18 protein-coding genes are annotated in these 23,873 nt (G+C 40.2%); 17 read left to right on the forward strand and 1 reads right to left on the reverse strand.

Annotated elements, in window-relative coordinates; all coding sequences use genetic code 11:
- Nucleotides 1–600 precede the first annotated feature (600 nt).
- Entirely contained in the window at nucleotides 601–2,301 is a 1,701-nt protein-coding gene (locus BFN00_RS03925) for an NAD-dependent malic enzyme (protein ID WP_071850524.1), read from the reverse strand.
- A gap of 294 nt (nucleotides 2,302–2,595) precedes the next feature.
- On the opposite strand from BFN00_RS03925, the gene BFN00_RS03930 reads away from it, so the two are divergent.
- From BFN00_RS03930 to BFN00_RS04010, 17 genes are all read left to right on the forward strand, one after another.
- The gene (locus BFN00_RS03930) at nucleotides 2,596–3,558 is read left to right on the forward strand and encodes an alpha/beta hydrolase (protein WP_071850525.1); all 963 of its coding nucleotides are present in this window, start codon (nucleotides 2,596–2,598) and stop codon (nucleotides 3,556–3,558) included.
- A gap of 345 nt (nucleotides 3,559–3,903) precedes the next feature.
- Entirely contained in the window at nucleotides 3,904–5,415 is a 1,512-nt protein-coding gene (gene exaC, locus BFN00_RS03935) for an acetaldehyde dehydrogenase ExaC (protein WP_071850526.1), read from the forward strand.
- Nucleotides 5,416–5,813: 398 nt separating this feature from the next.
- A complete protein-coding gene (gene ribBA / locus BFN00_RS03940; RefSeq protein WP_004280927.1) occupies nucleotides 5,814–6,929 on the forward strand; it encodes a bifunctional 3,4-dihydroxy-2-butanone-4-phosphate synthase/GTP cyclohydrolase II in 1,116 nt (371 codons plus the stop codon).
- A gap of 18 nt (nucleotides 6,930–6,947) precedes the next feature.
- Nucleotides 6,948–7,418, forward strand: coding sequence for a 6,7-dimethyl-8-ribityllumazine synthase (ribH, locus tag BFN00_RS03945; protein WP_004280926.1), 471 nt, complete (start codon nucleotides 6,948–6,950; stop codon nucleotides 7,416–7,418).
- A 4-nt stretch (nucleotides 7,419–7,422) separates the two neighbouring features.
- Nucleotides 7,423–7,872 carry a transcription antitermination factor NusB gene (nusB, locus tag BFN00_RS03950; RefSeq protein WP_004280924.1) on the forward strand — a complete coding sequence of 150 codons (450 nt, stop codon included), beginning with the start codon at nucleotides 7,423–7,425 and terminating at the stop codon, nucleotides 7,870–7,872.
- Nucleotides 7,873–7,889: 17 nt separating this feature from the next.
- Entirely contained in the window at nucleotides 7,890–8,807 is a 918-nt protein-coding gene (gene thiL / locus BFN00_RS03955) for a thiamine-phosphate kinase (RefSeq protein ID WP_071850527.1), read from the forward strand.
- Nucleotides 8,785–9,306, forward strand: coding sequence for a phosphatidylglycerophosphatase A family protein (locus BFN00_RS03960; RefSeq protein WP_005105065.1), 522 nt, complete (start codon nucleotides 8,785–8,787; stop codon nucleotides 9,304–9,306). Before thiL ends, BFN00_RS03960 begins: the two co-directional genes overlap by 23 nt.
- A 20-nt stretch (nucleotides 9,307–9,326) precedes the next feature.
- The gene (glmU, locus tag BFN00_RS03965) at nucleotides 9,327–10,691 is read left to right on the forward strand and encodes a bifunctional UDP-N-acetylglucosamine diphosphorylase/glucosamine-1-phosphate N-acetyltransferase GlmU (RefSeq protein ID WP_005249564.1); all 1,365 of its coding nucleotides are present in this window, start codon (nucleotides 9,327–9,329) and stop codon (nucleotides 10,689–10,691) included.
- A gap of 11 nt (nucleotides 10,692–10,702) precedes the next feature.
- Nucleotides 10,703–12,541, forward strand: coding sequence for a glutamine--fructose-6-phosphate transaminase (isomerizing) (gene glmS / locus BFN00_RS03970; RefSeq protein WP_071850528.1), 1,839 nt, complete (start codon nucleotides 10,703–10,705; stop codon nucleotides 12,539–12,541).
- Between the two features lie 685 nt (nucleotides 12,542–13,226).
- A complete protein-coding gene (locus BFN00_RS03975) occupies nucleotides 13,227–13,493 on the forward strand; it encodes a type II toxin-antitoxin system TacA family antitoxin (protein WP_010325590.1) in 267 nt (88 codons plus the stop codon).
- Nucleotides 13,483–13,974: a GNAT family N-acetyltransferase gene (locus tag BFN00_RS03980; RefSeq protein ID WP_071850529.1), complete on the forward strand. Its 492-nt coding sequence runs from the start codon at nucleotides 13,483–13,485 to the stop codon at nucleotides 13,972–13,974. The genes BFN00_RS03975 and BFN00_RS03980 overlap by 11 nt, the downstream gene beginning before the upstream one ends.
- A 450-nt stretch (nucleotides 13,975–14,424) precedes the next feature.
- Complete coding sequence (locus tag BFN00_RS03985) at nucleotides 14,425–15,237, forward strand: heteromeric transposase endonuclease subunit TnsA (RefSeq protein WP_010325588.1); 813 nt, start codon at nucleotides 14,425–14,427, stop codon at nucleotides 15,235–15,237.
- Nucleotides 15,221–17,329, forward strand: a complete 2,109-nt coding sequence (locus tag BFN00_RS03990; protein ID WP_071850530.1) for a TnsB C-terminal domain-containing protein — start codon at nucleotides 15,221–15,223, stop codon at nucleotides 17,327–17,329. The genes BFN00_RS03985 and BFN00_RS03990 overlap by 17 nt, the downstream gene beginning before the upstream one ends.
- 16 nt (nucleotides 17,330–17,345) lie before the next feature.
- Complete coding sequence (locus BFN00_RS03995; RefSeq protein WP_071850531.1) at nucleotides 17,346–19,028, forward strand: AAA family ATPase; 1,683 nt, start codon at nucleotides 17,346–17,348, stop codon at nucleotides 19,026–19,028.
- 2 nt (nucleotides 19,029–19,030) lie between these two features.
- On the forward strand, nucleotides 19,031–20,569 hold the full coding sequence (locus BFN00_RS04000) for a TnsD family Tn7-like transposition protein (RefSeq protein ID WP_071850532.1): 1,539 nt from the start codon (nucleotides 19,031–19,033) through the stop codon (nucleotides 20,567–20,569).
- Between the two features lie 2 nt (nucleotides 20,570–20,571).
- Nucleotides 20,572–22,188, forward strand: coding sequence for a Tn7-like element transposition protein TnsE (locus BFN00_RS04005; protein ID WP_071850547.1), 1,617 nt, complete (start codon nucleotides 20,572–20,574; stop codon nucleotides 22,186–22,188).
- A 308-nt stretch (nucleotides 22,189–22,496) separates the two neighbouring features.
- The gene (locus BFN00_RS04010) at nucleotides 22,497–23,873 is read left to right on the forward strand and encodes a phosphohexomutase domain-containing protein (RefSeq protein ID WP_071850533.1); all 1,377 of its coding nucleotides are present in this window, start codon (nucleotides 22,497–22,499) and stop codon (nucleotides 23,871–23,873) included.

Below are 23,873 nucleotides of genomic sequence, written 5' to 3' on the forward strand. Positions count from 1 at the left end.
AAATAAGCGTTAGAAGAATCCGTTTAAATTGGCACTGAGTTCATTCCTCATTATCTTTATGATAAACACCATCAATAAAATTTTACCAAATAGTAAAATACCCTTAAAAACAAAAATTATATGTTGGTTATTATTGTTGAATATCACAATAAATTAGTGACCAAAAATAAAAGTACCCACCCTACCTTAAATTACACCACACAAAAATAAAAACCCTATGTAACTGTTATATATAGGGTTTATTAAAATACTAATTATGTAATTTAATGCATTTTATGTCGGTGACTCTTGCCAAGGTTGGGGTCGGGAGTTCGAGTCTCCTTTCCCGCTCCAGATTCTAAAAAAGCCCTGATCGAAAGATCGGGGATTTTTTTATGCTGATGTTATTTTCTTTAAATGATCCTTTCATTTTTATTTCACTCAATAAAAAATTCTTAAAGTACTTTCTGATTTTATAACCAAGGTGTGACCATGGCACCCCTACGACAATAAAAAAGCCCTAATCAAAAGATCTGGGCTTTTTATATTTCACCCACGCATCAGATGAACTCTAGTTAGCATAAAAAATTGGCCATGATAAAGAGTTCCTCTTCAATACAATTAAAAGGTAATCCGCTGATAATCACGGTATTGCGGTGTCCAAAAATTATGCTCTATTGCTAGCTGTAATTCTTCTACACTGATTTTCGGTGCTACTCCGTCTTTAATCGCAGCAAGTGCCACTTTTAATGCAATCTGCTTCGAAATTGACTGTAAACAATCCAGATTTGGCAATAAATCCGCCTGAGGGTCTTTCAGTTTCGGAGAACAGTCCGCTAAGGCATTACTTGAAGCCATCAGCATATTATCCGTGACACGTTTTGCACCTGAAGCAACTACACCCAGACCGATACCCGGAAAAATATAAGAGTTATTGCATTGGGAAATATGATGAATCTGTCCCTGATAATTCACCGGGGCAAATGGACTACCCGTTGCAATCAATGCTCTGCCTTTGGTCCATTGCAAGATGTCTGCCGGAACAGCTTCTACGCGGGAAGTTGGGTTAGATAAAGGGAAAACAATCGGTTGTACGCTGTTTTCAGCCATGGCTTCAATCACTTCCTGAGTGAATAGACCTGGCTGTCCAGATACGCCAATCAATACCGTCGGTTTGGCACGTTTGACCACATCCAGTAGAGAAATCATACTCTCTGCATCTGCCCAGCTTTCTACATTTTCAAGCGGCTGTGCCAGTTTTCGCTGGAAGTCCAGTAAATTCGGCTGATTCTCAGTGATCAGACCAAAGCGGTCGACCATAAATACACGTGCGCGTGCTTCGGCATCACTTAAGCCCTCAGCAACCATTTGCTTAATAATCTGTTCTGCAATCCCGCAACCGGCTGAACCTGCGCCCAGGAAAGTAACCACCTGATCTTTGAGCAGTTTGCCTGCTGCGCGCGAAGCAGCAATCAGGCTGCCCACAGACACTGCTGCGGTGCCCTGAATATCATCATTAAAACAACAGATTCGATCACGGTATTTTTCCAGTAAAGGCATGGCATTTTTCTGTGCAAAGTCTTCAAACTGAATTAAGGCATCTGGCCAGCGCTGTTGAATCGCCTGAATCACCATCTCAACAAAGGCATAGTATTCATCGCCGCTGATTCGCGGTTCACGCCAGCCCATATAAATCGGGTCATTCAACAACTGCTGATTATTGGTACCGACATCAAGGGTAATTGGCAAGGTATAAGCCGGGCTAATCCCGCCACACGCGGTGTAGAGTGCCAGTTTTCCAATTGGAATCCCCATACCACCAATGCCTTGATCTCCAAGACCCAAAATGCGCTCACCATCTGTAATCACAATCACTTTCACGTTCTTTTTATTGATATTGTGAATAATCTGGTCGATCTGATCACGGTCAGGATAGGAAATAAAAATCCCACGATGACGGCGATAAATATCAGAAAAGCGCTGACATGCCTCACCCACAGTCGGGGTATAGATAATCGGCATCATCTCACTGAGGTGATTTTCAATCAGATGGTAAAACAGGGTCTCATTGGTATCCTGAATATTCCGCAAATAAATATGCTTGTTAATATCACTGCTAAAAGCACAATACTGCTGATAAGAACGCTGACTTTGCTCCTCAATCGTCTCGGTGACATGAGGAATCAAGCCATGCAAGTTAAAGCTTCTACGCTCTTCTTCAGAAAATGCAGAGCCTTTATTGAGTAGTGGGAGTTCTAGCAGAGTATTTCCAGCATAAGGAATATATAAAGGGCGTTTACTGTTCAAATTTTCTCTGGGCATTATTTAACTCATCTAATCAATCTTCGGCAGTTCTGCCAAAATAGTCACATCACTTTGTTTATTTTATATAGCTTAGCCTGATTTTAAGCTGTTAGGTCATTTAGCAAATTTATAATACTTGTAGCAGGATTTTATAATCTGATAACACTCATTTTCAGCCTAGGTTTTGGACGGTTTCTAAAATTAACCCGTATTCGTATTTTTTAATTTAAATCGGCAGTAAGATCTATTTGACAAAAAACCTCAGCTCATCAAGGATAAAGCATAAATTTAATAAGATGAACGAGTATAAAAATGAGTGAACTGCAACCGCTTTATCAGCCCGATATTTTGGGGATAGGCTATGAGCAAGCGACCTTAAAATTTCCCGATGATTATGAGGGAAAAGTCGTAGCAACCCTGATCCGTAAAAAAGCAGCTCAACCCACAAAAAAAGCAGTTTTATATATTCACGGCTTTATCGATTATTTTTTTCAGACCGAAATGGCAGAGCGCTTTAATCAGCATGGTTTTGATTTTTATGCGCTGGATTTGAGAAAATACGGCCGTTCGATTCTGCCGCATCAAAAATATTATAACGTGTATGACCTTGCTGAATATGATGCAGAAATTACCCAGGCACTCGACATTATAGCAGCCGAGGGTCACGATGCTGCCCTGCTCTGTGGTCATTCTACCGGCGGCCTGACCACAACCTTGTATGCGGCACATCATCCGCAGCATCCTTTAATCAAAGCGCTTTGGGTCAACAGTCCGTTTTATGACTTCAACATGAATCCGATCAAGCGCGCGCTCGGCATCCCGCAATTGAGCAGACTGGCTAAAATTTTTCCCAATCTTAAATTTCCAAGCGAGCTGAACAAGTGGTATGCCACCAGCCTTCATAAGGATTTAAAAGGCGAATGGGACTTCAGTCTGGACTGGAAAAAGACCCGCTACCCGATGGTTCGGATCAGTTTTATTCGTGCCATTCATGAGGCACAGAAAGAAATTCATCGCGGTGTTCAGCTCGATGTTCCGGTACTGATCATGCATTCGCATCAGACTTTATATCCTAAAAAATGGGGCAAAGCCGCACAAAGCAGTGATGTGATTTTAGGCATTAAAGACATTCAAAAATATGCCAAAAAAATTAAAGGCGATGTCACGGTTCAAAGTATCCAGAACGGTTTACATGATCTGGTACTTTCAGAGCAATCTGTACGTGAGAAGGTTTATCAGCAACTGTTTCAATGGCTGCATGACAAAGGGCTTTAGATAAACGTGGAAGGAGAAATGAAACTTACCCTCATTTCTCCTGCTTGGCTTCTTTTGAATCCTTATTAGGTTGGAATGTAATTAAGCACATTGAAAATATGCCAATCTTTCGATGGTTTATAAGTGCTATAAACCCTTGTTTTTAAATTTAAAAATTTAAAATTTATAACTTTTATTCTTCTACTGCTTGTCTCCAAATATTGTCTTTTGTAGCAAGCCTGTAAACAAACAACCGTCCGTCTTTTTCCCTCTTTATAGTAGAGCTGAATGCAGAAGCGCCTATATTTTTTGATCGGCAACATGCGCGCAGCCTGCACCACTAACAATCATATAAAGGAATAGATTATGCGTTATGCAGACCCCAATACTGACGGTTCAAAAATTCAATTTAAAGCACAATACGATAATTTTATTGGCGGCGAATGGGTCGCTCCGGTCAAAGGTGAATACTTTGACAATCTCTCTCCGGTAGATGGCAAAGTCTTTACCAAAGTGCCGCGCTCTTCTGTAGAAGACATTGAATTGGCCTTAGATGCAGCGCACAAAGCCAAAGAACAATGGAACCGGTCATCGCCGACCACCCGTTCCAATATTCTGTTGAAAATTGCAGATCGCTTAGAACAAAATCTGGAACTGCTGGCTGTGGCAGAAACCTGGGACAATGGCAAACCGATCCGTGAAACGCTGGCTGCCGATATTCCATTGGCCATTGACCATTTCCGTTATTTTGCCGGCTGTATCCGTGCCCAGGAAGGCGGCATTTCCGAAATCGACGAAGATACGATCGCCTACCATTTTCATGAACCGCTTGGTGTAGTCGGACAAATCATTCCCTGGAACTTCCCGATTCTGATGGCCGCCTGGAAACTCGCGCCAGCCTTGGCTGCAGGTAACTGTATTGTGCTGAAACCTGCAGAACAGACTCCAGTCAGTATTCTGGTGCTCGCTGAACTGATTCAGGACATTTTGCTACCGGGCGTGTTGAACATCGTCAATGGCTACGGGGTCGAAGTCGGCCGTCCACTGGCGACCAATCCTCGTATTGCCAAGATTGCTTTTACCGGTTCAACCGCAGTGGGTCAGATGATCATGCAATATGCGACTGAAAATATTATTCCGGTGACTCTGGAACTTGGCGGTAAATCACCGAATCTGTTCTTTGCTGACATCATGGATCAGGAAGACGATTATCTGGACAAGGCACTGGAAGGCTTTGCCATGTTTGCCCTGAACCAGGGTGAAATCTGTACCTGTCCTTCCCGTGCCTTGGTACAGGAAAGTATTGCCGATGAGTTTTTGGCGCGTGCGGTAGAACGCGTACAACGCATTAAAACCGGGCATCCCCTAGATACCGACACCATGATTGGCGCGCAAGCCTCACAGGAACAGCAAGACAAGATTCTGGGTTGTATTGCCACTGGCCGTGAAGAGGGCGCACAGATTCTCACCGGTGGTGAAGCACGTCAGGAAGTGGGTCAAGGTTTCTATATTGAACCGACCATCTTTAAAGGCACCAATGACATGAAGACCTTCCAGGAAGAAATCTTCGGGCCTGTACTGGCTGTGACCACCTTTAAAGACTTTGATGACGCGATCAAGATTGCCAATGATACGATTTATGGTTTAGGTGCCGGTGTCTGGTCACGCTCAGCACATACCTCCTATCGTGCCGGTCGTGCCATTCAGGCCGGTCGGGTCTGGACCAACTGTTATCATATCTACCCTGCGCATGCGGCTTTCGGTGGCTATAAAAAATCAGGCATTGGTCGTGAGAATCACAGAATGATGCTAGATCATTATCAGCAAACCAAAAACTTGCTGGTGAGCTATTCAACCAAACCGGCAGGTTTTTTCTAAACAACCTGATGATTAAAAGCGGACTTCGGTTCGCTTTTAACCTGATATTTTTTAAAATTTTAATACTAGGTAAAATTTTCCAGCATTGTTCGTCCAGAATTCCATTGAATGACTGACAATAAATTAAAATACTTTCTGAAAACGCCTTAATGTCTGGGCTTATGTTGATTTCACCTAAGTTTCTCATTTTTTATGCTTTTTAATTGCTCAAAAAACCTGCATAAAGCTCAGGCTTTCATTTAAAGTCGGCTTTTCATGTTTATCAAGACTGTGTATAACAATGAACTACTAGAGGGAAAGCAATAAGCATAGGCAAAATTGCGCAAAAAGCGTTAGACTATGTACCCAATAATGTCATGATTCGGTCTGATCAAGATCAAAAAAGAAGGTGAAGGTTGATGCCGCTCAATACTGTTGAAGAGCTTGTAGCAGATATCCGTGCAGGAAAAATGGTCATCCTGATGGATGATGAAGACCGTGAAAATGAAGGCGATTTGGTGATTGCTGCCACACACGTACGTCCTGAAGACATCAACTTCATGATCACCCATGCACGTGGTCTGGTCTGCCTGACTCTAAGTAAAGAGCGTTGCCAGCAGTTGAATCTGCCGTTGATGGTGGATGCCAACGGCGCCCAGCACGGGACCAATTTCACCCTGTCGATTGAAGCGGCTGAAGGCATTTCTACCGGCATTTCTCCGGCTGAACGTGCGCACACAATTCAAACTGCTGTGGCTGCTCATGCCAAACCGGCAGATATTGTACAGCCAGGACATATCTTCCCGCTGATGGCGCAACCAGGTGGTGTATTGCACCGTGCCGGACATACTGAGGCAGGTTGTGATCTTTCCCGTTTGGCAGGACTGGAACCGGCTTCTGTGATTTGTGAAATCATCAATGAAGATGGCACGATGGCGCGCCGTCCGGATCTGGAAGTGTTTGCTGAAAAGCATGGCCTGAAAATCGGGACGATCGCCGATCTGATTCATTACCGCATGACCAATGAACAGACGGTTGAGCGTATCGATCAGCAAAGTATTGAGACTGAATACGGCAGCTTTGACCTGTACCGCTATCGTGAACTGGGCAATCCGGATATCCATCTGGCCTTGGTCAAAGGTGAGCCTAAAGAGGGCGTGACCACGGTGCGTGTACATGGTTTTAACCCGACCCGCGACTTGCTCAAACTGAAAAAACAGGATGGCGAGCCGGCCTGGAACCTGGATCGCGCCCTGAAAGAAATTTCCAACAGTGATCGTGGTGTACTGGTCTGGATTGGTCAACGCCATTTACAGGATTTGGGTCCAGCATTAGATACCCTTAAAGCACCAAAAAATGTAAAATCAAATTCTGCACTGTCTCAGCAGTATCAGACCATTGGTGTGGGTGCACAAATTTTGCGTGATCTAGGCGTTGAAAAAATGAAGCTGCTCAGCTCTCCATTGCGTTTCAATGCCCTGTCAGGCTTTAACTTAGAAGTGGTGGAATACATCACCGCACAACAAACATCTTAAGAAATTATCGAGGTTGTTATGGCAGTTCGCCGTATTGAAGGTATGTTACATCTCGCGAACGAAGACCGTTATGCGATTTTAGTTGGTCGTTTTAACAGCTTTGTGGTTGAACATCTGTTAGAAGGTGCCATTGATACATTGAAACGTCATGGTGTATCAGAGGATAATATCACTGTTGTTCATGCACCTGGTGCCTGGGAACTTCCTGTAGTTGCGAAAAAACTGGCAGCTTCAGATCGTTTCGATGCCATCATCGCGCTTGGCGCCGTGATTCGTGGTAGCACGCCTCACTTCGATTTCGTTGCAGGCGAATGTGCCAAAGGTTTAGGCGTGGTTGGCCTGGACACTGGCTTACCTGTCATTAACGGTGTACTCACTACGGACAGTATTGAACAAGCGATTGAACGCTCTGGAACAAAAGCAGGCAATAAAGGTAGCGAAGCTGCCCTGACTGCGATTGAAATGGTTAACTTGTTAAAGGCTATTTAACGCTATGTCGCAAACACTTCAAGCAACTTATGCAGCAAAACGTAAAGCACGTCGCTTTGCTGTACAAGGAATTTATGAATGGCAAATGAGCCACAATCCGGTGCATGAGATTGAAGCACGTACGCGTGTGGAAAATGCCATGCACAAAGTGGATCTGAGCTATTATCATGAATTGTTGACTCAAGTGGTTGCCAATCATGAAGCATTGGATGCGCTCTTAATCCCGGTACTCGATCGCGAACTTTCTGCACTTGACGGTGTTGAACTTGCGACCCTTCGTCTTGGTGCATATGAACTTAAAGAACATCTTGAGATTCCATATCGCGTCGTTCTAGATGAAGCGATCGAGTTGGCTAAACATTTTGGCGGTGCCGATAGCCATAAATACATCAATGGTGTATTGGATCGTTTAGCGACAACTTTGCGTGCAGCAGAAAAACAGCAGTCTAACTAATAGCGTAGATTCGTTGTATGGCTGAATTTTCGATTATCGACACCTATTTCAATCGCAAGAATGCCAATTCTGTCGATCTGGGCGTCGGTGACGATTCAGCCTTGCTCACCCCTCCTCCTCAGCAACAACTGGTCATCTGTGCCGACACCCTGGTTGCTGGACGCCATTTTCCAATGAATACCGATCCTCATGCGATTGGCTGGAAAGCTGTGGCTGTCAATTTATCTGATATTGCCGCGATGGGCGCAACCCCGCACAGTATTTTACTCGCATTGAGCCTACCCCAAATTGATCATGACTGGCTAAAAGCTTTTAGTCAGGGTTTATATGATTGTTGCGATCAATTTGGTGTGAGCTTAATCGGTGGTGATACCACTCAAAGTCCTCATTTAACCCTATCTGTCACAGCATTGGGCTGGGTGGATATTGGTCAAGCCATTCCACGCTCAGGTGCAAAACCGGGTGATCTGATCTGTGTCAGTGGAACTGTCGGTGATGCTGCTTTTGCTTTAAATCATCTTGGTCATCCTCTCCAGAAACGTCTGGACTATCCAACGCCACGTTGTCAGCTCGGTGCTGCCCTAAAAAGACTGACCAATAGCATGATTGACGTCTCGGATGGTTTGGCCCAAGATCTTGGACATATTCTCAAAGCCTCTCAAGTCGGTGCAAAGCTGCAACTCGAAAACCTGCCGATCAGTCCTGCCCTGCATGCCTTAAGTGATGAACAAAAATGGCAATATGCCCTCGCTGGTGGCGATGATTACGAATTATGCTTTACAATAAGCCCGCAAAATTACGAAAAATTATTGCAAAAACAACTTGATGTTTCGATTAGTATAATCGGCACAATTCAGCAGCAACACGGCTTAACTTTTGAAAAAGATGGCGTAGATCATTCACTTCAATTTAATGGGTATCAACATTTTGCATAAACCTGCGATTAATTTTAAAGCCATGTCATGGATCGACCGACTGATTGTCTTTAGTGGGGTTGGTTTTGGTTCCGGTCTGGCACCTAAAGCACCCGGTACCTTTGGGTCGGCCTTTGCACTTTTATTTATTCCCATTTGGCTGCATCTTGGTTTTCTAAACAGTGTTTTTGCCATTGCCATCATGTCCCTGGTTGGCATATATATCTGCGGGCATACTGCTAGAGTCATGGGGGTTCATGATGATGGACGCATTGTCTGGGATGAATTTGCCGGACAATCCATCACATTTTTGCCCCTGATCTACTTAGGCCAGATGAACTGGTTATGGTTGCTCGTCGGTTTTGCCCTGTTCAGGTTATTTGATATCTGGAAACCTTGGCCGATCAGGGTGATTGATCGTCAAGTGGCTGGTGGCTTCGGCATCATGCTGGATGACATTATTGCCGGCCTTTGGGCGGCTCTTTGTATTTTGCTTTATTTTTACTTCATCGTGGCATAAGCCATATTTAGGATTAGAACATGTCAACGACTGTTATTATTCTTGCTGCAGGTAAAGGCACGCGTATGCGTTCAAGCTTACCGAAAGTATTACAACCCCTTGCAGGACGTCCTTTACTGGGTCATGTCATTGAAACGGCAAAAAAATTAAACGCAGATAATATTATTACCATTTATGGTCATGGTGGTGACCGGGTTCAAACAGCATTTGCACAACAGGATATTAAATGGGTCGAACAGGCTGAACAGCTGGGTACCGGCCATGCGGTGCAGATGACCTTGCCTGTCCTGCCTCACGACGGCGTATCGCTGATTCTTTCCGGCGATGTACCCTGCATTAATCCTGTGACCTTGCAAAAATTACTCGATGCGACAGCAACAACTAGTATCGGCCTAGTGACATTAACTCTGCCTGATGCCAATGGCTATGGACGTATCGTGCGTGAAAATGATCAGATTCAAGCGATTGTTGAACATAAAGATGCCTCTGAAGAGCAGCGTCAGATCAAGGAAATCAATACCGGTATTTATGCCGTCAGCAATGCTAAATTACATGAATGGCTGCCAAATTTAAGCAATGACAATGCGCAGGGTGAATATTACCTGACTGATATTGTCGCGATGGCTTTGGCAGATGGTATGCAAGTTGCATCGGTAGAACCTGAGCAGGCTTTTGAAGTTGAAGGGGTAAATGACCGTGTGCAGTTGGCTGCTTTAGAGCGTCAGTTCCAGGCTTATCAAGCAAAACAGCTGATGCAGCAAGGCGTACATCTGATTGATCCAAGCCGCTTTGACCTGCGTGGCAATTTAACTGTCGGTCAGGATGTCCGTATTGATATCAATGTGATTATGGAAGGTGATTGCGAGCTGGGCGACAACGTTGAAATTGGCGCCGGCTGTATTATCAAGAATACCAAGATTGCAGCTGGCACCAAGGTTCAGCCATATAGCATTTTTGATAGCGCCGTCGTTGGGGAAGATACCCAAATTGGACCTTTTGCACGACTGCGTCCAGGTGCACAACTGGCCAATGAAGTACATATCGGCAACTTTGTTGAAGTCAAAAATACCACGATTGGTCTAGGCTCTAAAGCCAACCATTTTACCTATCTGGGTGATGCTGAAATCGGTGCCGGTTCTAATATCGGTGCAGGAACCATTACCTGTAACTATGATGGTGCGAACAAATTTAAAACGATTATTGGTGATCAGGCCTTCATTGGCTCGAACAGTTCATTGGTTGCACCTGTTAGAATTGGCAACGGTGCCACAGTGGGTGCAGGCTCAACGATTACCCGTGATGTGGAAGACAACAGTTTGGCAGTAGAGCGCTCTAAGCAATTTGCCAAAGAAAACTATCCACGTCCGCAAAAAATCAAGAAATAAGGGGAACAAATATGTGTGGTATCGTTGGTGGCATTGCAGAACGTAGCATTACCAATATTTTGATTGAAGGCTTAAAACGCCTGGAATACCGTGGTTATGATTCAGCAGGTTTGGCACTCATTAACAACAGCCAAGTCCTACGTGAACGCCGTGTCGGTAAGGTTGCAAACCTTGAACAGGCTGTGAATGAATCCCAGATTAGCGGTTCACTCGGCATTGCGCATACACGCTGGGCCACCCATGGCAAACCGACTGAAGAAAATGCCCATCCGCATATTTCTGAAAATGTAGCAGTGGTCCATAACGGGATTATCGAAAACTATCAGGAACTGAAAGATGATCTTGAAGCTTTAGGCTATGTGTTTACCTCACAGACTGATACTGAAGTGGTTGCCCATCTGATCAATGATGCGCTGAAATCTACCCCGAGCCTGTTAGAAGCTGTACGCCAGGTGGTTCCACAACTGAAAGGTGCCTATGCACTGGGTATCGTACATACTGACCACCCGGATGAGCTGATTACCGTACGTGAAGGTTCTCCGCTCGTCATTGGTGTCGGTATTGGCGAGAACTTTATTAGTTCTGATCAGCTGGCTCTGCTACCGATTACCAACCGTTTTATCTACCTGGAAGAAGGTGATATTGCCCGTTTGACCCGTACCACCATTGAAGTCTTTGTCGATGGTCAACTGGTCGATCGTCCGGTCAAAGAACTGGATGCTGCGGTCAGCAATGCCTCTAAAGGTGAATACAAGCACTACATGCTCAAAGAAATTTATGAGCAGCCTGAAGCGATCAAACAGACCATTTCCCAAGCCTTAAATGGCAATGACCTGCGCAAAGACTTCCTTGCCAGTGCAGAACAAGACTTCTCCACAATCCAGCAAATCCAGATTATTGCCTGTGGCACCAGCTATCATGCCGGCATGATCGCCAAATACTGGTTTGAACAGCTGATTAATCTGCCTTGTCAGGTCGAGATTGCCAGCGAATTCCGTTATCGCACGCCAGTCATTGTGAATAACACGCTGTATGTGTGTATTTCCCAATCCGGTGAAACTGCCGACACTTTGGCTGCATTACGTGATACACAGAAACGTGCGGCTGCCAAAGGCCTCGACATCACCACGATGACCATCTGTAACGTGGCAACCTCTTCGATGGTACGTGAAACAGATTACAGCCTGCTGACTTTAGCTGGTCCTGAAATTGGCGTGGCTTCCACCAAAGCCTTTACCACCCAGCTTGCAGCCTTGATGCTGTTGGTACTGAAAATCGGTTCTGTAAAAAATACTATTTCTACAGAAAAAATGACGGAAATTACCACAGGACTTTGGCATATGCCTAAAGTCATGCTGGATACCTTGCGTCATGATGATGAGCTTCTACGCCTTTCTGAACTGTTTGTTGAAAAGCAGCACTGCCTGTTCTTGGGCCGCGGCACCCACTTCCCGATCGCTCTGGAAGGTGCACTCAAGCTAAAAGAAATTTCATATATTCATGCGGAAGGTTATGCTGCAGGTGAACTGAAACATGGGCCATTGGCACTGGTCGACAATGACATGCCAGTGGTGATTCTGGCGCCACAGGATGACATGCTGGACAAACTGAAATCCAATATGGAAGAAGTTCAGGCTCGTGGCGGTGAACTGTTTGTATTTGCTGATGAAAACAGCGGTATTAAAGCCAAAGAACGCCAGCATGTGGTACATATTCCAGCAGTCAATGCAGTGCTGGCACCGATTGTCTACAGTATTCCTGTACAGCTGCTGTCCTATCATGTTGCAGTTCTACGTGGTACGGATGTAGATCAGCCACGTAACCTGGCAAAATCGGTCACCGTAGAATAATTAAAATTGAATCAAGGCTGGTGTTGTTTTTGAGTAATAAAGTTAAATACTAGGTAATAAATAATCATACTTAGTAATAAAGTTTCATACGAATTTTCAAAATAAAGAAAATATATTCATTATTTTCAGTATTTTGTAATTTTGGTATGAAACTTTTTTTATTTTGATAGAATTAAATTTAGACTAGCCCTGCCTATAGTATGATACTTTAATAAATACAATATAATTTTGGAACCAATAAAAACAAATACTTATGCACAACAAAGGATGAAAATTTATTACTCTCATATAATAATAAAATAAGATAATAAAAAATTTGAATTTAATGTTTGTATTTTTATAATTAAGTTTGTATCAAATGGGAACACATCATACGCTACTTGCTCAAAGAACAGTCAACCAAAGCAAAAAGGCATGCCATCAATTAAGCCAGATCATGATTTAGGCAAGGTAGATTGATGACAGCGAAGTTTTGAGCCGGTTTGTCATAGCGTGTGAATACCTTGCGTATTCTTATGCAAACCTACTACCTATTCTTATTCACCCCCCTCATTTTGGTTCATATTAAACCACTGATTTTCTATTCAAATATTTCAAAACAAAATATGCAAATTTGAATCTTAAACCACCACCTTAATCTGCTATAATTTGTACATCATACTGATGTACAAATTGGTGGAAAAATATGACTAACTTAGCAACAGAACGAATAAATGTTCGTTCAACTGTAGATGCAAAGAATGTAATTGAGCAAGCTGCGAATTTATTGGGTCTTAGTGTGAGTTCCTTTATGATCCAGTCCTCATTTGAACGAGCAAAAGAATTACTTAAATCTAATCACGAGTTAAAAGTAAATAATGCTGATCGTGATATGTTAATGAATTTGCTTGAAAATCCACGCCCTGCAAATGATGAGATGAAAAAATTAATGAGTTTATTGGATGAAAATTGAGGTTTTACAAGCCCATCATCAGAAAAAATCATTTAATTGTGGGCAAGATGATTTAAACAAGTTCATCAAACAATACGCATCTCAGCATCAGAAATCAGGAACAAGTAAAACCTATGTTGCTATTGATGATGATACACAGCAGGTGCGAGGATTTTATTGCCTATCAAGTACCTCTATTGGATTTGATGGGGTTGATGCGGTTCTCACTCAACGATTACCTCGTTATCCACTCCCTTGTGTAGTTATAGGTCGCTTTGCCGTTGATCAAACTGCCCAAGGGCGAGGAATAGGAAAAGTGCTTTTAGCACATGCGCTTAAACAAGTTTCAAAAGTTGCTCAAATTATTGGTGTAAATTTTATTGTAATACATGCCAAGGATCAAAAAGCGATGGAATTTTATCAGCGTTTTGGCTTTATTTCATTAACATCAAATCCATTAACATTAATATATCCAGTGAGTGAAATACCTAATTTTAATTAAATGGCCTACTAGCAACAGGAGTGACTAGTAGTAGATTACGAACAAGAATAGGTGACGGACTTATTCAGCAATTTGCAATTTATGAAGACTAATGAGGAAAAGTCAGTTTTTCTCAAGCTGATTGATAAAAAACCCTAGGAAAATTAATATTTTGGCTACCAAACAATTCAATAGTAGCTCATTTTATTCTAGAGTTTTCACTGGAATTTAAAATCATACTTTCAAAAGTAAAGAATGAAACTTTATTTTTTTAAATTTTTCACAATAAGATGAAACATTTTAAAATTAACCAGAATAAATATAATTAAATTATAAACATCAATAATTTGAAATAAAAAATATAAAACAAAATACAAATCTCTGGAAAAAAGTAATAAAGATACATACCATATTGAATAATAAACAACCTAATGATATGCTCAAAAATATACTAAAGCAGGTTAAAAAAATATGTTAACCAAAGAGCAACAACTAAAATGGATAAAAGAAGGACGTGGTCAAGGCTTTCTAAGTAAATACAAACCCTTCTTGACAGTTAAGGATAATAAATCCCTAAACAACCGCTCAAGTCGAGTATATGGCTATAAAACCGGTCGAACTCATCACTTGTTTTCAGATTTAGAACTCGCTGTTTTTTTGATTTTAGATAGAAATATTTTTATCAAAGATATTCGAGAACAAATGCCACTGAATTTAAAAGAAACTGAGGATTTGGCGCGTACTTTTTCCCTTTATCATCCAATGAAAAATGGTATTGCACAAACACTAGTTTCTACGTTTTTTATTGTCAGTGAAGCTACTAATGCTCCCCCTGTTTATGTCATCAGAGCTATTTCTCATACTGAATTAGAAAATTTAAATATTCTTGAAAGTCTCGAGTTAGAAAGACGCTATTGGCAAAAAGAAAATATCCCTTGGTATCTTGTTACAGAAAAAGATATCCCTCTGACGGTCGTTGATAATATTAAATGGTTATATCCTGCAAATTACTCAGAAAGTAAAAATCACACTCCAGATAAAATCAACTTCTATTATCAGCAATTTATAAGAAATTCTCATCTGAGTCTAATTGAACTATCAAAATATATTGATGTTCAATATTCATTAGAACCAGGAGAATCACTATTAGAAATCCGCGAGCTCATTGCTCAGAGGTACTTCGTATTTGATATCAACATTAGTTATAGAAAAATCACATGTGGCAATATAAAACTCAGTGAACAAGATTCATGGGAGGTCATCTGCAATGCTTCGAATCAATGATGTTTATGAGCTTGATGAGAAAAAGTATCGCATCCTCAAAGTATATACAGATCATATAATTTGGATAGAACTTGAAAATCAAAAAGCTTTACCTGAATTGTATACAAGATCTACACTCATCGAGGCAATTGAATCGGGCAACATAAAAATTACTACAGATCCTTTTGAAGACATGTCTTTGATGGTATTAGAAGAAAACTCTGTCTATCAAATCAAACGTGACAAGAATTTAGCTATTATAAAACCTATAATTGAACATGAAAAATTTTATGATTCAAACATACGTGCATCTTTGATTAATGAAATTGTAAATCAAAAGATTACCACTAAACAGACTATATATCGCTTACTTCGCCAGTATTGGCAAAGAGGAATAACCCCCAATGCCTTAATCCCTCAGTATTACAATTCTGGAGGAAAAGGTGTTAAAAAGGCTGTAAATAATAAAAAATTAGGTCGCCCTCGTATTATTTCTGAAGGGACAGGTGCTCTTATTGATGAAGATATTGAAAGACTATTTAGGAGAGTCATCAATCAGTACATGCTCAATGAAAACAAGCATACTCTACCCTACACATATCGTAAGTTTCTTAGTATATATCAAAGCCTATATCCCGACATTATTGAAACTGAAGTCCCATCAATCTGGCAATTAAAATACTTTTATGATCGTGAATATAGTCCTATTCTAAAAATAAAATCACGAACTAGTAAAATTGAATATTTAAAAGACAAAAGAGTTTTATATTCAACAGTTAATACACATGTTCTCGGACCAGGATCTCGTTACCAAGTAGATGCTACGATAGCTGACATCTATCTTGTTTCTGACTCAGATAGAGGCTGCATTATTGGACGTCCAACCATTTACTTTATGATGGATGAATTTAGCCGTATGGTTACTGGCATGTACGTGGGATTAGAAAATCCATCTTATGTTACGAGTATGCTAGTTCTTCGTATGGCGATGTCTGATAAGGTCGATTATTGTAAAAAATTTGATCATGAGATTACTTTTAATGATTGGCCATGTATTGGATTACCTGAGGCAATCTTGGCAGATAGAGCCGAATTACTTGGACATCAAATTGAGAATCTCGAAAAAAACTTTGCCATCCGAATAGAAAACACACCTGCCTATCGTGGTGATTTAAAGTCAATTGTAGAGCGCTATTTCCGCACTATCCAGGCTGAATTTAAACCTTATGCACCTGGTGTAGTCCAAGCAATCAAAGAAAAGAAACGTGGTGGTAAAGACTACCGACTAGATGCAACACTCACTGTTAAGGAATTTACCCAGATCATTTTAAATTCTGTTCTCATTTACAACAACACACATGAACTTTCTTCTTATGATCGCGACATTGATATGCCAACAGATTTACCCTGCATTCCTATTCATTTATGGAATTGGGGCATACAGAATCGAACAGGTAAGTTACGCTCAGCATCAGAAAAAGCGATTTATATTGCACTACTTCCCCGCACAGATGGCACCCTCTCTGAGCTAGGATTAAAGGTTTTCGGAGTCTTTTATAATTGTAAAGAACTCATTGAACGCGGCTTGCTACACAGGAAAAGTGCTTCAAGACAAAGGCCTAAATTTAAAGTTGCTTACGATCCAGCTAACGCTGAAAAAGTTTATATATTTCATTCTGAAGATCATTCAGATTATTGGGAAGCACAACTTTCAAATCGTTCTAGAGAATTTAGAGGTTGTAGTTTTTGGGAGGTATGGCAAGTTCAACTTGAGCAAAAAATAACACGATCTCGCTACAAAATAAATGCAAATCTTGCACGTGCTGATTTAGAACAACGCAATGAAGATATCATTGAAAAAGCGATTTCTTCAAGATCTTCTACTCAAAAAAGTAATGCTCAACGTCTTTCATCGATACGGAATAACCGTAATCAGGCAAGAACTGAAGAAAGAGAGGATTTAAAGAAATCTACCCAAATCCAAAGCTCACAAAATGCGAAGGTTAGAGACAATATTATTCCAATCTCAGGAATTAAAAAAGCAGAAGACGAAGAATCCACCTTACTTCTTCCAACCTATTACGAATCATTATTTGATGAAGATGATGATTAAAACGAGGTAAATAAAAATGAAAGTTAATGCAGTTTATCATCCAAGTTTTGGGCAGTATCAAGGAAATCCTCTTATAGAAGCATTACCACCTGTACGTGAATTTTCAGAGGTGAAAAATGCACTAAAAAGTACAATTACCATTAACCCATCAGAAAAACATGAATCAGGTGTAGTTAGAGGTCACCTAATTGCTCAATTGATGAATAATTTTTTTCAACCGATTGCACGGCATATTCAATTGGAACAAAAACTCTCCATTATGCTTCGTGAAGGTTACGTAGGGCGTAATCTTGCAAATGGCTCTCTTAATTCACATCTACAGAATGGTTATGAGCGAATGATGACTGGTGATGTAAATGCCATTCGCTTTGAAGCAGCTAAGTCCACTGCACGAAGTATGTGTTTTATTGGCTGTTCAGGAAGTGGCAAAACTACTACATTAAATCGAATTCTCGCTACTTATCCTCAGGTCATTTTTCATGAAAAATATAATTTTACGCAAATTGTTTATTTAAAAATTGATTGCCCACATGATGGCTCTTTAAAAAGTTTGTGCCTACATTTTTTCAGAGCAATCGATCAAGCACTAGGGTCTGATTATGAAAGAAAATATGCATTAAAAAGACATGGTATTGAAACATTACTCAACTTAATGCGCCAGATTGCCAATTTACATGCAATTGGATTGCTTATTATTGATGAAATTCAGCATCTAAGTGTGAACAAGTCTGGAGGTGCAGATAAAATGCTGAATTTCTTTGTCACTTTGGTTAATGTGGTTGGCTTGCCAGTCGTGATGGTTGGCACACCAAAAGCTCGATTTATTTTTGAAGATGATTTGAGATCTGCTAGACGAGGGGTGGGATTAGGCTCAATTCTGTGGGAACAGATTAAAAATGAAGAAAACTTTATTCACCCACAGACAAAAAAAATAATTAAATCAGAATGGGTCGGATTTACTGAAGCACTTTGGAAGTATCAGTGGCTCAAAAAAGCAGATCTTATGATAAGTGAAGAAATCAGGAACTGCTGGTATGATCTCAGCCAAGGCATTCCAGATATTGTGGTTAAATTATTTGTATTAGCCCAAATGAGAGCAATTGAATCAGGGCTGGAGCGTATCACGGTAAAATTACTGAAACAGACATATGAACAAGATTTAATCCCAATTCACCCAATGATTAAAGCGCTACGCTCAGGTGATGCCGAACAAATTTCACAATTTTCCGATCTGATTATTCCCGAAGTTGATAAAAAGCTACTCCTCTTACAAGCAAAACTAGAGCAAAAAAAAGAGTTCATGGAAGATATTGATATCTATGATGGACATCAAGAATCTATTCATTTACATCGCCTACTGATTGAGCTGGGATACGAATCAAATTTATTAGCACCTCTAGTTAAAAAAGTATTCCGAGAGAATCCTAAATTTGACATGAAATCAGTAATGCCGATTATCCTAAGCTGGCTGCATGAGCAAAATGAGGAGTTCTCTTCACCTTCTAGTGCAAATAAACCACAAGATACACAAAAGATAAGAAAACAGAGAATTCAATCCAAATTATGGCACTCTCTTGATAATGATGATTTACGTTTTCAGTTCAGTCAGAAAGAAAATAAACAAAGCTTTTATGAACATCTAAAAAACCAGACTGATTATGTCATCAATATGGAAACTTTAATAAAAGAGGCAGGATAAATATGCTAAATTTTCCGGTTCCTTATGCTAATGAGTTAATCTATAGTTCAGTTGCTAGAGCTGGAATACGATTAGCAATTAATAGCCCAAAACAACTTTTAGATGAGATTTTCCAAGATCGTGAAGTTGTAGCGACAATAGATTTGCCCGCAAATTTATCAAAAATTTTAAAGCTGTTACCTGAAACACAATTTGATGCAGAAAAACTAATTTATCAGCATACTCTTTTTCCTCTTTATGCCCCATTTGTTCCAGAAGAGCGAAGACAAGAATGCATGCTATGGATGCTGAATAAATCAAATGGTTCAGTACACTTAGCCCTAGGAATTAATGCATCGTACATAGCAACTCCCACATATTTGCAATATTGCCCGGGATGTATAAATGAACAGCTTAAACAATATAAAGAATACTATTGGTCCAGACTTTGGCAAGTCCAAGGTGTTACCTGCTGTCAAAAACATGGTGAACTTATACAAACGAATATAGAGTTTAGGTCACCACACAAACATGAATTTATTGCAGCTGATGTTAAAAACTGCCCGATTGTCACTCAGTCAGCAGCCAAATTAGATGATCTGTTCATCTGTAAAAAAGTAGATGAGCTTTTACAGCTTTGTCCAAAACAGTCTGCAAGTTTTGAGCAATGGAGTCTTTTTTATAAGAAACTTGCCCATCAAAATAATTGTGTCCGAGGAAACTCTCATATTTTATATGAATCCATTTATGAAAAAATTTCGACCCGCTGGTCTAAACAGTTTTTAAAACAATATCATTTGGACAATTTCAGTTCTGAAAATAGTTGGCTACGTAGTATTTTCCGAAAACATCGTAAATGTTTTAGCTATCTTCAACATTTAATTGTAATTGAAGCTATGAATGCCGGTAGAGAGTGGTCATTTAATGAGATCTTAGTAACTGTTAATTCTTTACAACCAGTCATTAAACCACAATCTATAAAATTACAATCCTCGGATATAACAGAATCTCAAAATACAATTATATTAGAAAAACGAAAAAAATGGCTTGAGGCAATCAATCAAGACAGCATCAATGCATCAAGAAAACAAAATAGTGCTCTATATGCATGGCTCTATCGCAATGATCAAGAATGGCTACTTGAAACAAACAGTCATTATCAGCAACCTCACATACCTACAGGAAATAAAATTGATTGGGGTACACGTGATCTTGAAACCGTTAAACTATTAATCAAGATTAAACAACAATTTATAGAAAACTTGGATTTACCTAGAAAATCGAGAAACTGGTGGATCAAGCAACTTAGGAATCCAGCTACTATTGAAAAAAATTTAGATAATTTGCCATTAACTAAACAGTTTTTAGATCAATATAATGAGGACATTAGCTGCTTTCAGATTAGGCGACTAACCCGAGTATTACTGCAATCATATTCAGCAAATGAACAACTTCAACGCTGGATCATTTTACGAAAATCGGGTTTAAGTGAAGAAAGAATAACAACTGAAGCAAATAATTTTTTAACGAACGTTATTAAACTTATTCATTGGGAGAATTAATTTTGGTTATTAGGGGTTTTCCGTTAAACGCTAGAATTTCATATATTGGGGCAATTTTTAAGAATAAACAAGAGAGAGATTGGAATATTAATCTCGGATTAGAGCATGAAAAACAAAGAATTTTTAAACATACTCGATTCTCAAGCATGCACTTGGTGGCACAACGGAGATGCTTAAACTCCTCAGTTCAATTGAAAGATGAAAATTATTTAACACTAAAATTTAAAATTAGCGATCTCACTGAATGGCAGGTCAGCAATAATATTGCGACAAAACAATTTCAACTCACACAGAAATTAACTGACCTGGATCAAAAATTTAAAAATACAATTGTACATTTGCCACAATTGGAACTTGCTAGAGCGTTATTTTTTCATAATGCTTATTTTGCGAGAAATGCACTTTCACAAAATTTTTTAAGTCTGGAATTTGATGTTCAAAGAGTTTCAGAAAACCATGTGCTGATTACAGAACTATCCCCGAGTAGTTTCCCCTTATCTCAATATAATCATCCTGGCATGCGAAATTTACTCGCTTGGATTTTAACCAATCCTGAAATCAGAAGAAGCTATGAAAGTATTGCTGCTTATTGTTTTAATGAAAAAATACAAGGCAAAAATAAAGAATGGTGGTATTTCAATTTTGATCCCCCGTCTTTAGCAAATGTAGAAATAACCGTTAAAGCCTATTATTCTAAAAAATTGGATCAAATTTATATCAATGAAATTGTAGAGATTAAAGGGTTAGAATCGAACTTACCAAAGAAGATTGATTTTTCTAGTCCGCGATTTACTCAAAATAAAAGCACGTCGTCTACAGGAAAATCTGGCACTTACTCAAACCTACAAGAGCCCGAATCTCCAGAAATTGATGATAGTCAAGAAGCTAATAGTGATCGCAAAATCCTTACTTTGCCTAGCTCTCCTGTATTGCTCAGCTTTTCCGATCCAGTTCTCACCCGTAAAATTTATAATAAAAAAAGAGCCAAGAACACATCCTTGCCTTCGCAGGAAGAGGAAATTCAAGACTATGATGCTGTAGGGACCGATGAAGCGACTAGGGTTGGAACAATTGGTCGTGGTGAATTTGAGGGTTTAGAAGATGAGAGTAATAATTTAGATTTGCTTATGGATCGTTTTGAAGCCTTCAGATTCATGATAGAAAGGTTTATTGAGCAAAATAATATTAAGGCGACAACCTCAAAAATCTATAAACTTCCTAGATTGCAGCGATCTAAACTCCACATGACTTTGGATGGAAATAAGCGCTCTCTAATGATTTATAGGTTGGATAAGCTATTCGATCACAATTTCATAATCTTTGAAATTGATGTCACAGATAATGTGAAAAAACTTTCAACCCTAGTTCTCTGCTTAAAGGATATGAAAGAATTTGATGAGACATCAATTGAAACAATGATGAAAAAAATTATGCAGCGTTCACTCAGATGGCCGACCTTAAAATATTTTGCAGACTATGGTTTGGCAAAAACCTTACATCATCCTAAAAATCTAAATGAACTTAATGAATCAAGTCATGAGTTCGAACTATGGGTTGAACGATTCGATAAAATAATAAAGGGATTACTTCAGAAATTAGAAAAGAATGAGAAAGTGTAAGGATTACAGAACCGTACCGGGTTTGTCGAAGGTCAGGTGTTCCAGCGCAATTTTGTTGGTGATATTCCCTTCCTCTATAATGGTGTTACCGCTTCACGTTTAGACAAACGTTATGGTTTAGCCTCAGTGGGAATTACATTGCACAATTTTTAAATGACACTCTGAATCACACTTCTATTCAACTGTATAATCAATGATATAACCTCTGTAATTTTTTATAGAGGTTTTTTTTCATTTTACCCATTTATCTCTATACTGTTTCAATCCCTTATAACTTCAACTCTTTTTTGCGAATTTTGAGAAATCACATGACACAACTGACCTGTTTCAAAGCCTATGATATTCGCGGCAAACTCGGCACCGAGCTGAATGAAGAGATTGCCTATAAAATTGGTCGTGCTTACGGACAGATCTACCAACCGAAAACCGTGGTGATTGGCTGCGACATCCGCCTTAGCAGTGAAGACCTAAAACAAGCGACCATTCGCGGTTTAAATGATGCTGGGGTCAACGTACTGGACCTTGGCATGACCGGGACTGAAGAAGTTTATTTCGCGGCTTTCCACCTAGATGTCCAAGGTGGAATTGAAGTGACGGCCAGTCATAATCCGATGGATTATAATGGCATGAAACTGGTACGTGAAAATGCCCGCCCGATCAGTGCCGATACCGGTCTTAAAGAGATTCAGACCTTGGCAGAATCAGGGGAATTCGTTGAGGTTGTCCAAAAAGGTCATACTGAACAATATAATATCCTGCCAGAATTTATCGATCACCTGATGACCTATATCGATCCGGCAAAAATCCGCCCGATGAAACTGGTGATGAATGCTGGCAATGGTGCCGCAGGTCATGTAGTGGATGCGATTGAACAGAAGTTTCAACAGCTACAGATTCCAGTTGAATTTGTCAAAATTCACAATGAAGCCGATGGTAACTTCCCGAATGGCATTCCGAATCCAATTCTGGTTGAAAACCGGGATAGCACCCGTGATGCGGTCATTCAGCATGGTGCCGATATGGGGATTGCCTGGGATGGCGACTTTGACCGCTGCTTCCTGTTCGATGAAAAAGGTCAGTTCATTGAAGGTTATTATATTGTTGGCCTTCTGGCGCAGGCATTCCTGCTGAAGCAGTCTGGTGAAAAAATTGTCCATGACCCGCGTCTGGTCTGGAATACGCTGGATGTGGTGGAGCAGTATCAGGGAATTACCGTCCAATCAAAATCAGGCCATGCCTTTATCAAAGATGTGATGCGTGAACATAATGCAGCTTATGGCGGGGAAATGAGTGCCCATCACTATTTCCGTGACTTTGCCTATTGTGATAGCGGGATGATTCCGTGGTTACTGGCAATAGCAGTACTTTCTGAAACAGGAAAATCATTATCCTCTCTAGTCGAAGAAATGATTGCCAAATTTCCATGCTCAGGTGAAATCAACTTTAAAGTTTCAGATACTCAAATTACGATTCAAAAGCTCTTTGATCATTATACCGATCAAAACCCTGCTATCGACCAGACGGATGGAGTCAGTTTGGATTTTGGTGCATGGCGTTTTAATGTCCGTGCCTCCAATACTGAACCTTTACTGCGTTTGAATATTGAAAGCCGTCGTGACCAGAATCCACGACCAATGCAGGACTATGTCGATGAGCTGACAAAACTGATCCAGGGCGAAGCTTAA

Origin of the sequence: Acinetobacter sp. AR2-3, from assembly GCF_001878775.1 — a bacterium.
Classification (GTDB): Bacteria; Pseudomonadota; Gammaproteobacteria; order Pseudomonadales; family Moraxellaceae; genus Acinetobacter; species Acinetobacter lwoffii_D.

Coding starts and splice junctions, on each gene's coding strand:
- BFN00_RS04000 (WP_071850532.1), top strand. CDS start 19,031: ATGCTAAATTTTCCGGTTCCTTATGCTAATGAGTTAATCTATAGTTCA.
- BFN00_RS03925 (WP_071850524.1), bottom strand. CDS start 2,301: ATGCCCAGAGAAAATTTGAACAGTAAACGCCCTTTATATATTCCTTAT.
- BFN00_RS03975 (WP_010325590.1), top strand. CDS start 13,227: ATGACTAACTTAGCAACAGAACGAATAAATGTTCGTTCAACTGTAGAT.
- glmU (WP_005249564.1), top strand. CDS start 9,327: ATGTCAACGACTGTTATTATTCTTGCTGCAGGTAAAGGCACGCGTATG.
- BFN00_RS03990 (WP_071850530.1), top strand. CDS start 15,221: ATGCTTCGAATCAATGATGTTTATGAGCTTGATGAGAAAAAGTATCGC.
- thiL (WP_071850527.1), top strand. CDS start 7,890: ATGGCTGAATTTTCGATTATCGACACCTATTTCAATCGCAAGAATGCC.
- ribH (WP_004280926.1), top strand. CDS start 6,948: ATGGCAGTTCGCCGTATTGAAGGTATGTTACATCTCGCGAACGAAGAC.
- glmS (WP_071850528.1), top strand. CDS start 10,703: ATGTGTGGTATCGTTGGTGGCATTGCAGAACGTAGCATTACCAATATT.
- ribBA (WP_004280927.1), top strand. CDS start 5,814: ATGCCGCTCAATACTGTTGAAGAGCTTGTAGCAGATATCCGTGCAGGA.
- BFN00_RS03980 (WP_071850529.1), top strand. CDS start 13,483: ATGAAAATTGAGGTTTTACAAGCCCATCATCAGAAAAAATCATTTAAT.
- exaC (WP_071850526.1), top strand. CDS start 3,904: ATGCGTTATGCAGACCCCAATACTGACGGTTCAAAAATTCAATTTAAA.
- BFN00_RS03930 (WP_071850525.1), top strand. CDS start 2,596: ATGAGTGAACTGCAACCGCTTTATCAGCCCGATATTTTGGGGATAGGC.
- BFN00_RS03985 (WP_010325588.1), top strand. CDS start 14,425: ATGTTAACCAAAGAGCAACAACTAAAATGGATAAAAGAAGGACGTGGT.
- BFN00_RS03995 (WP_071850531.1), top strand. CDS start 17,346: ATGAAAGTTAATGCAGTTTATCATCCAAGTTTTGGGCAGTATCAAGGA.
- BFN00_RS03960 (WP_005105065.1), top strand. CDS start 8,785: ATGGGTATCAACATTTTGCATAAACCTGCGATTAATTTTAAAGCCATG.
- BFN00_RS04010 (WP_071850533.1), top strand. CDS start 22,497: ATGACACAACTGACCTGTTTCAAAGCCTATGATATTCGCGGCAAACTC.
- nusB (WP_004280924.1), top strand. CDS start 7,423: ATGTCGCAAACACTTCAAGCAACTTATGCAGCAAAACGTAAAGCACGT.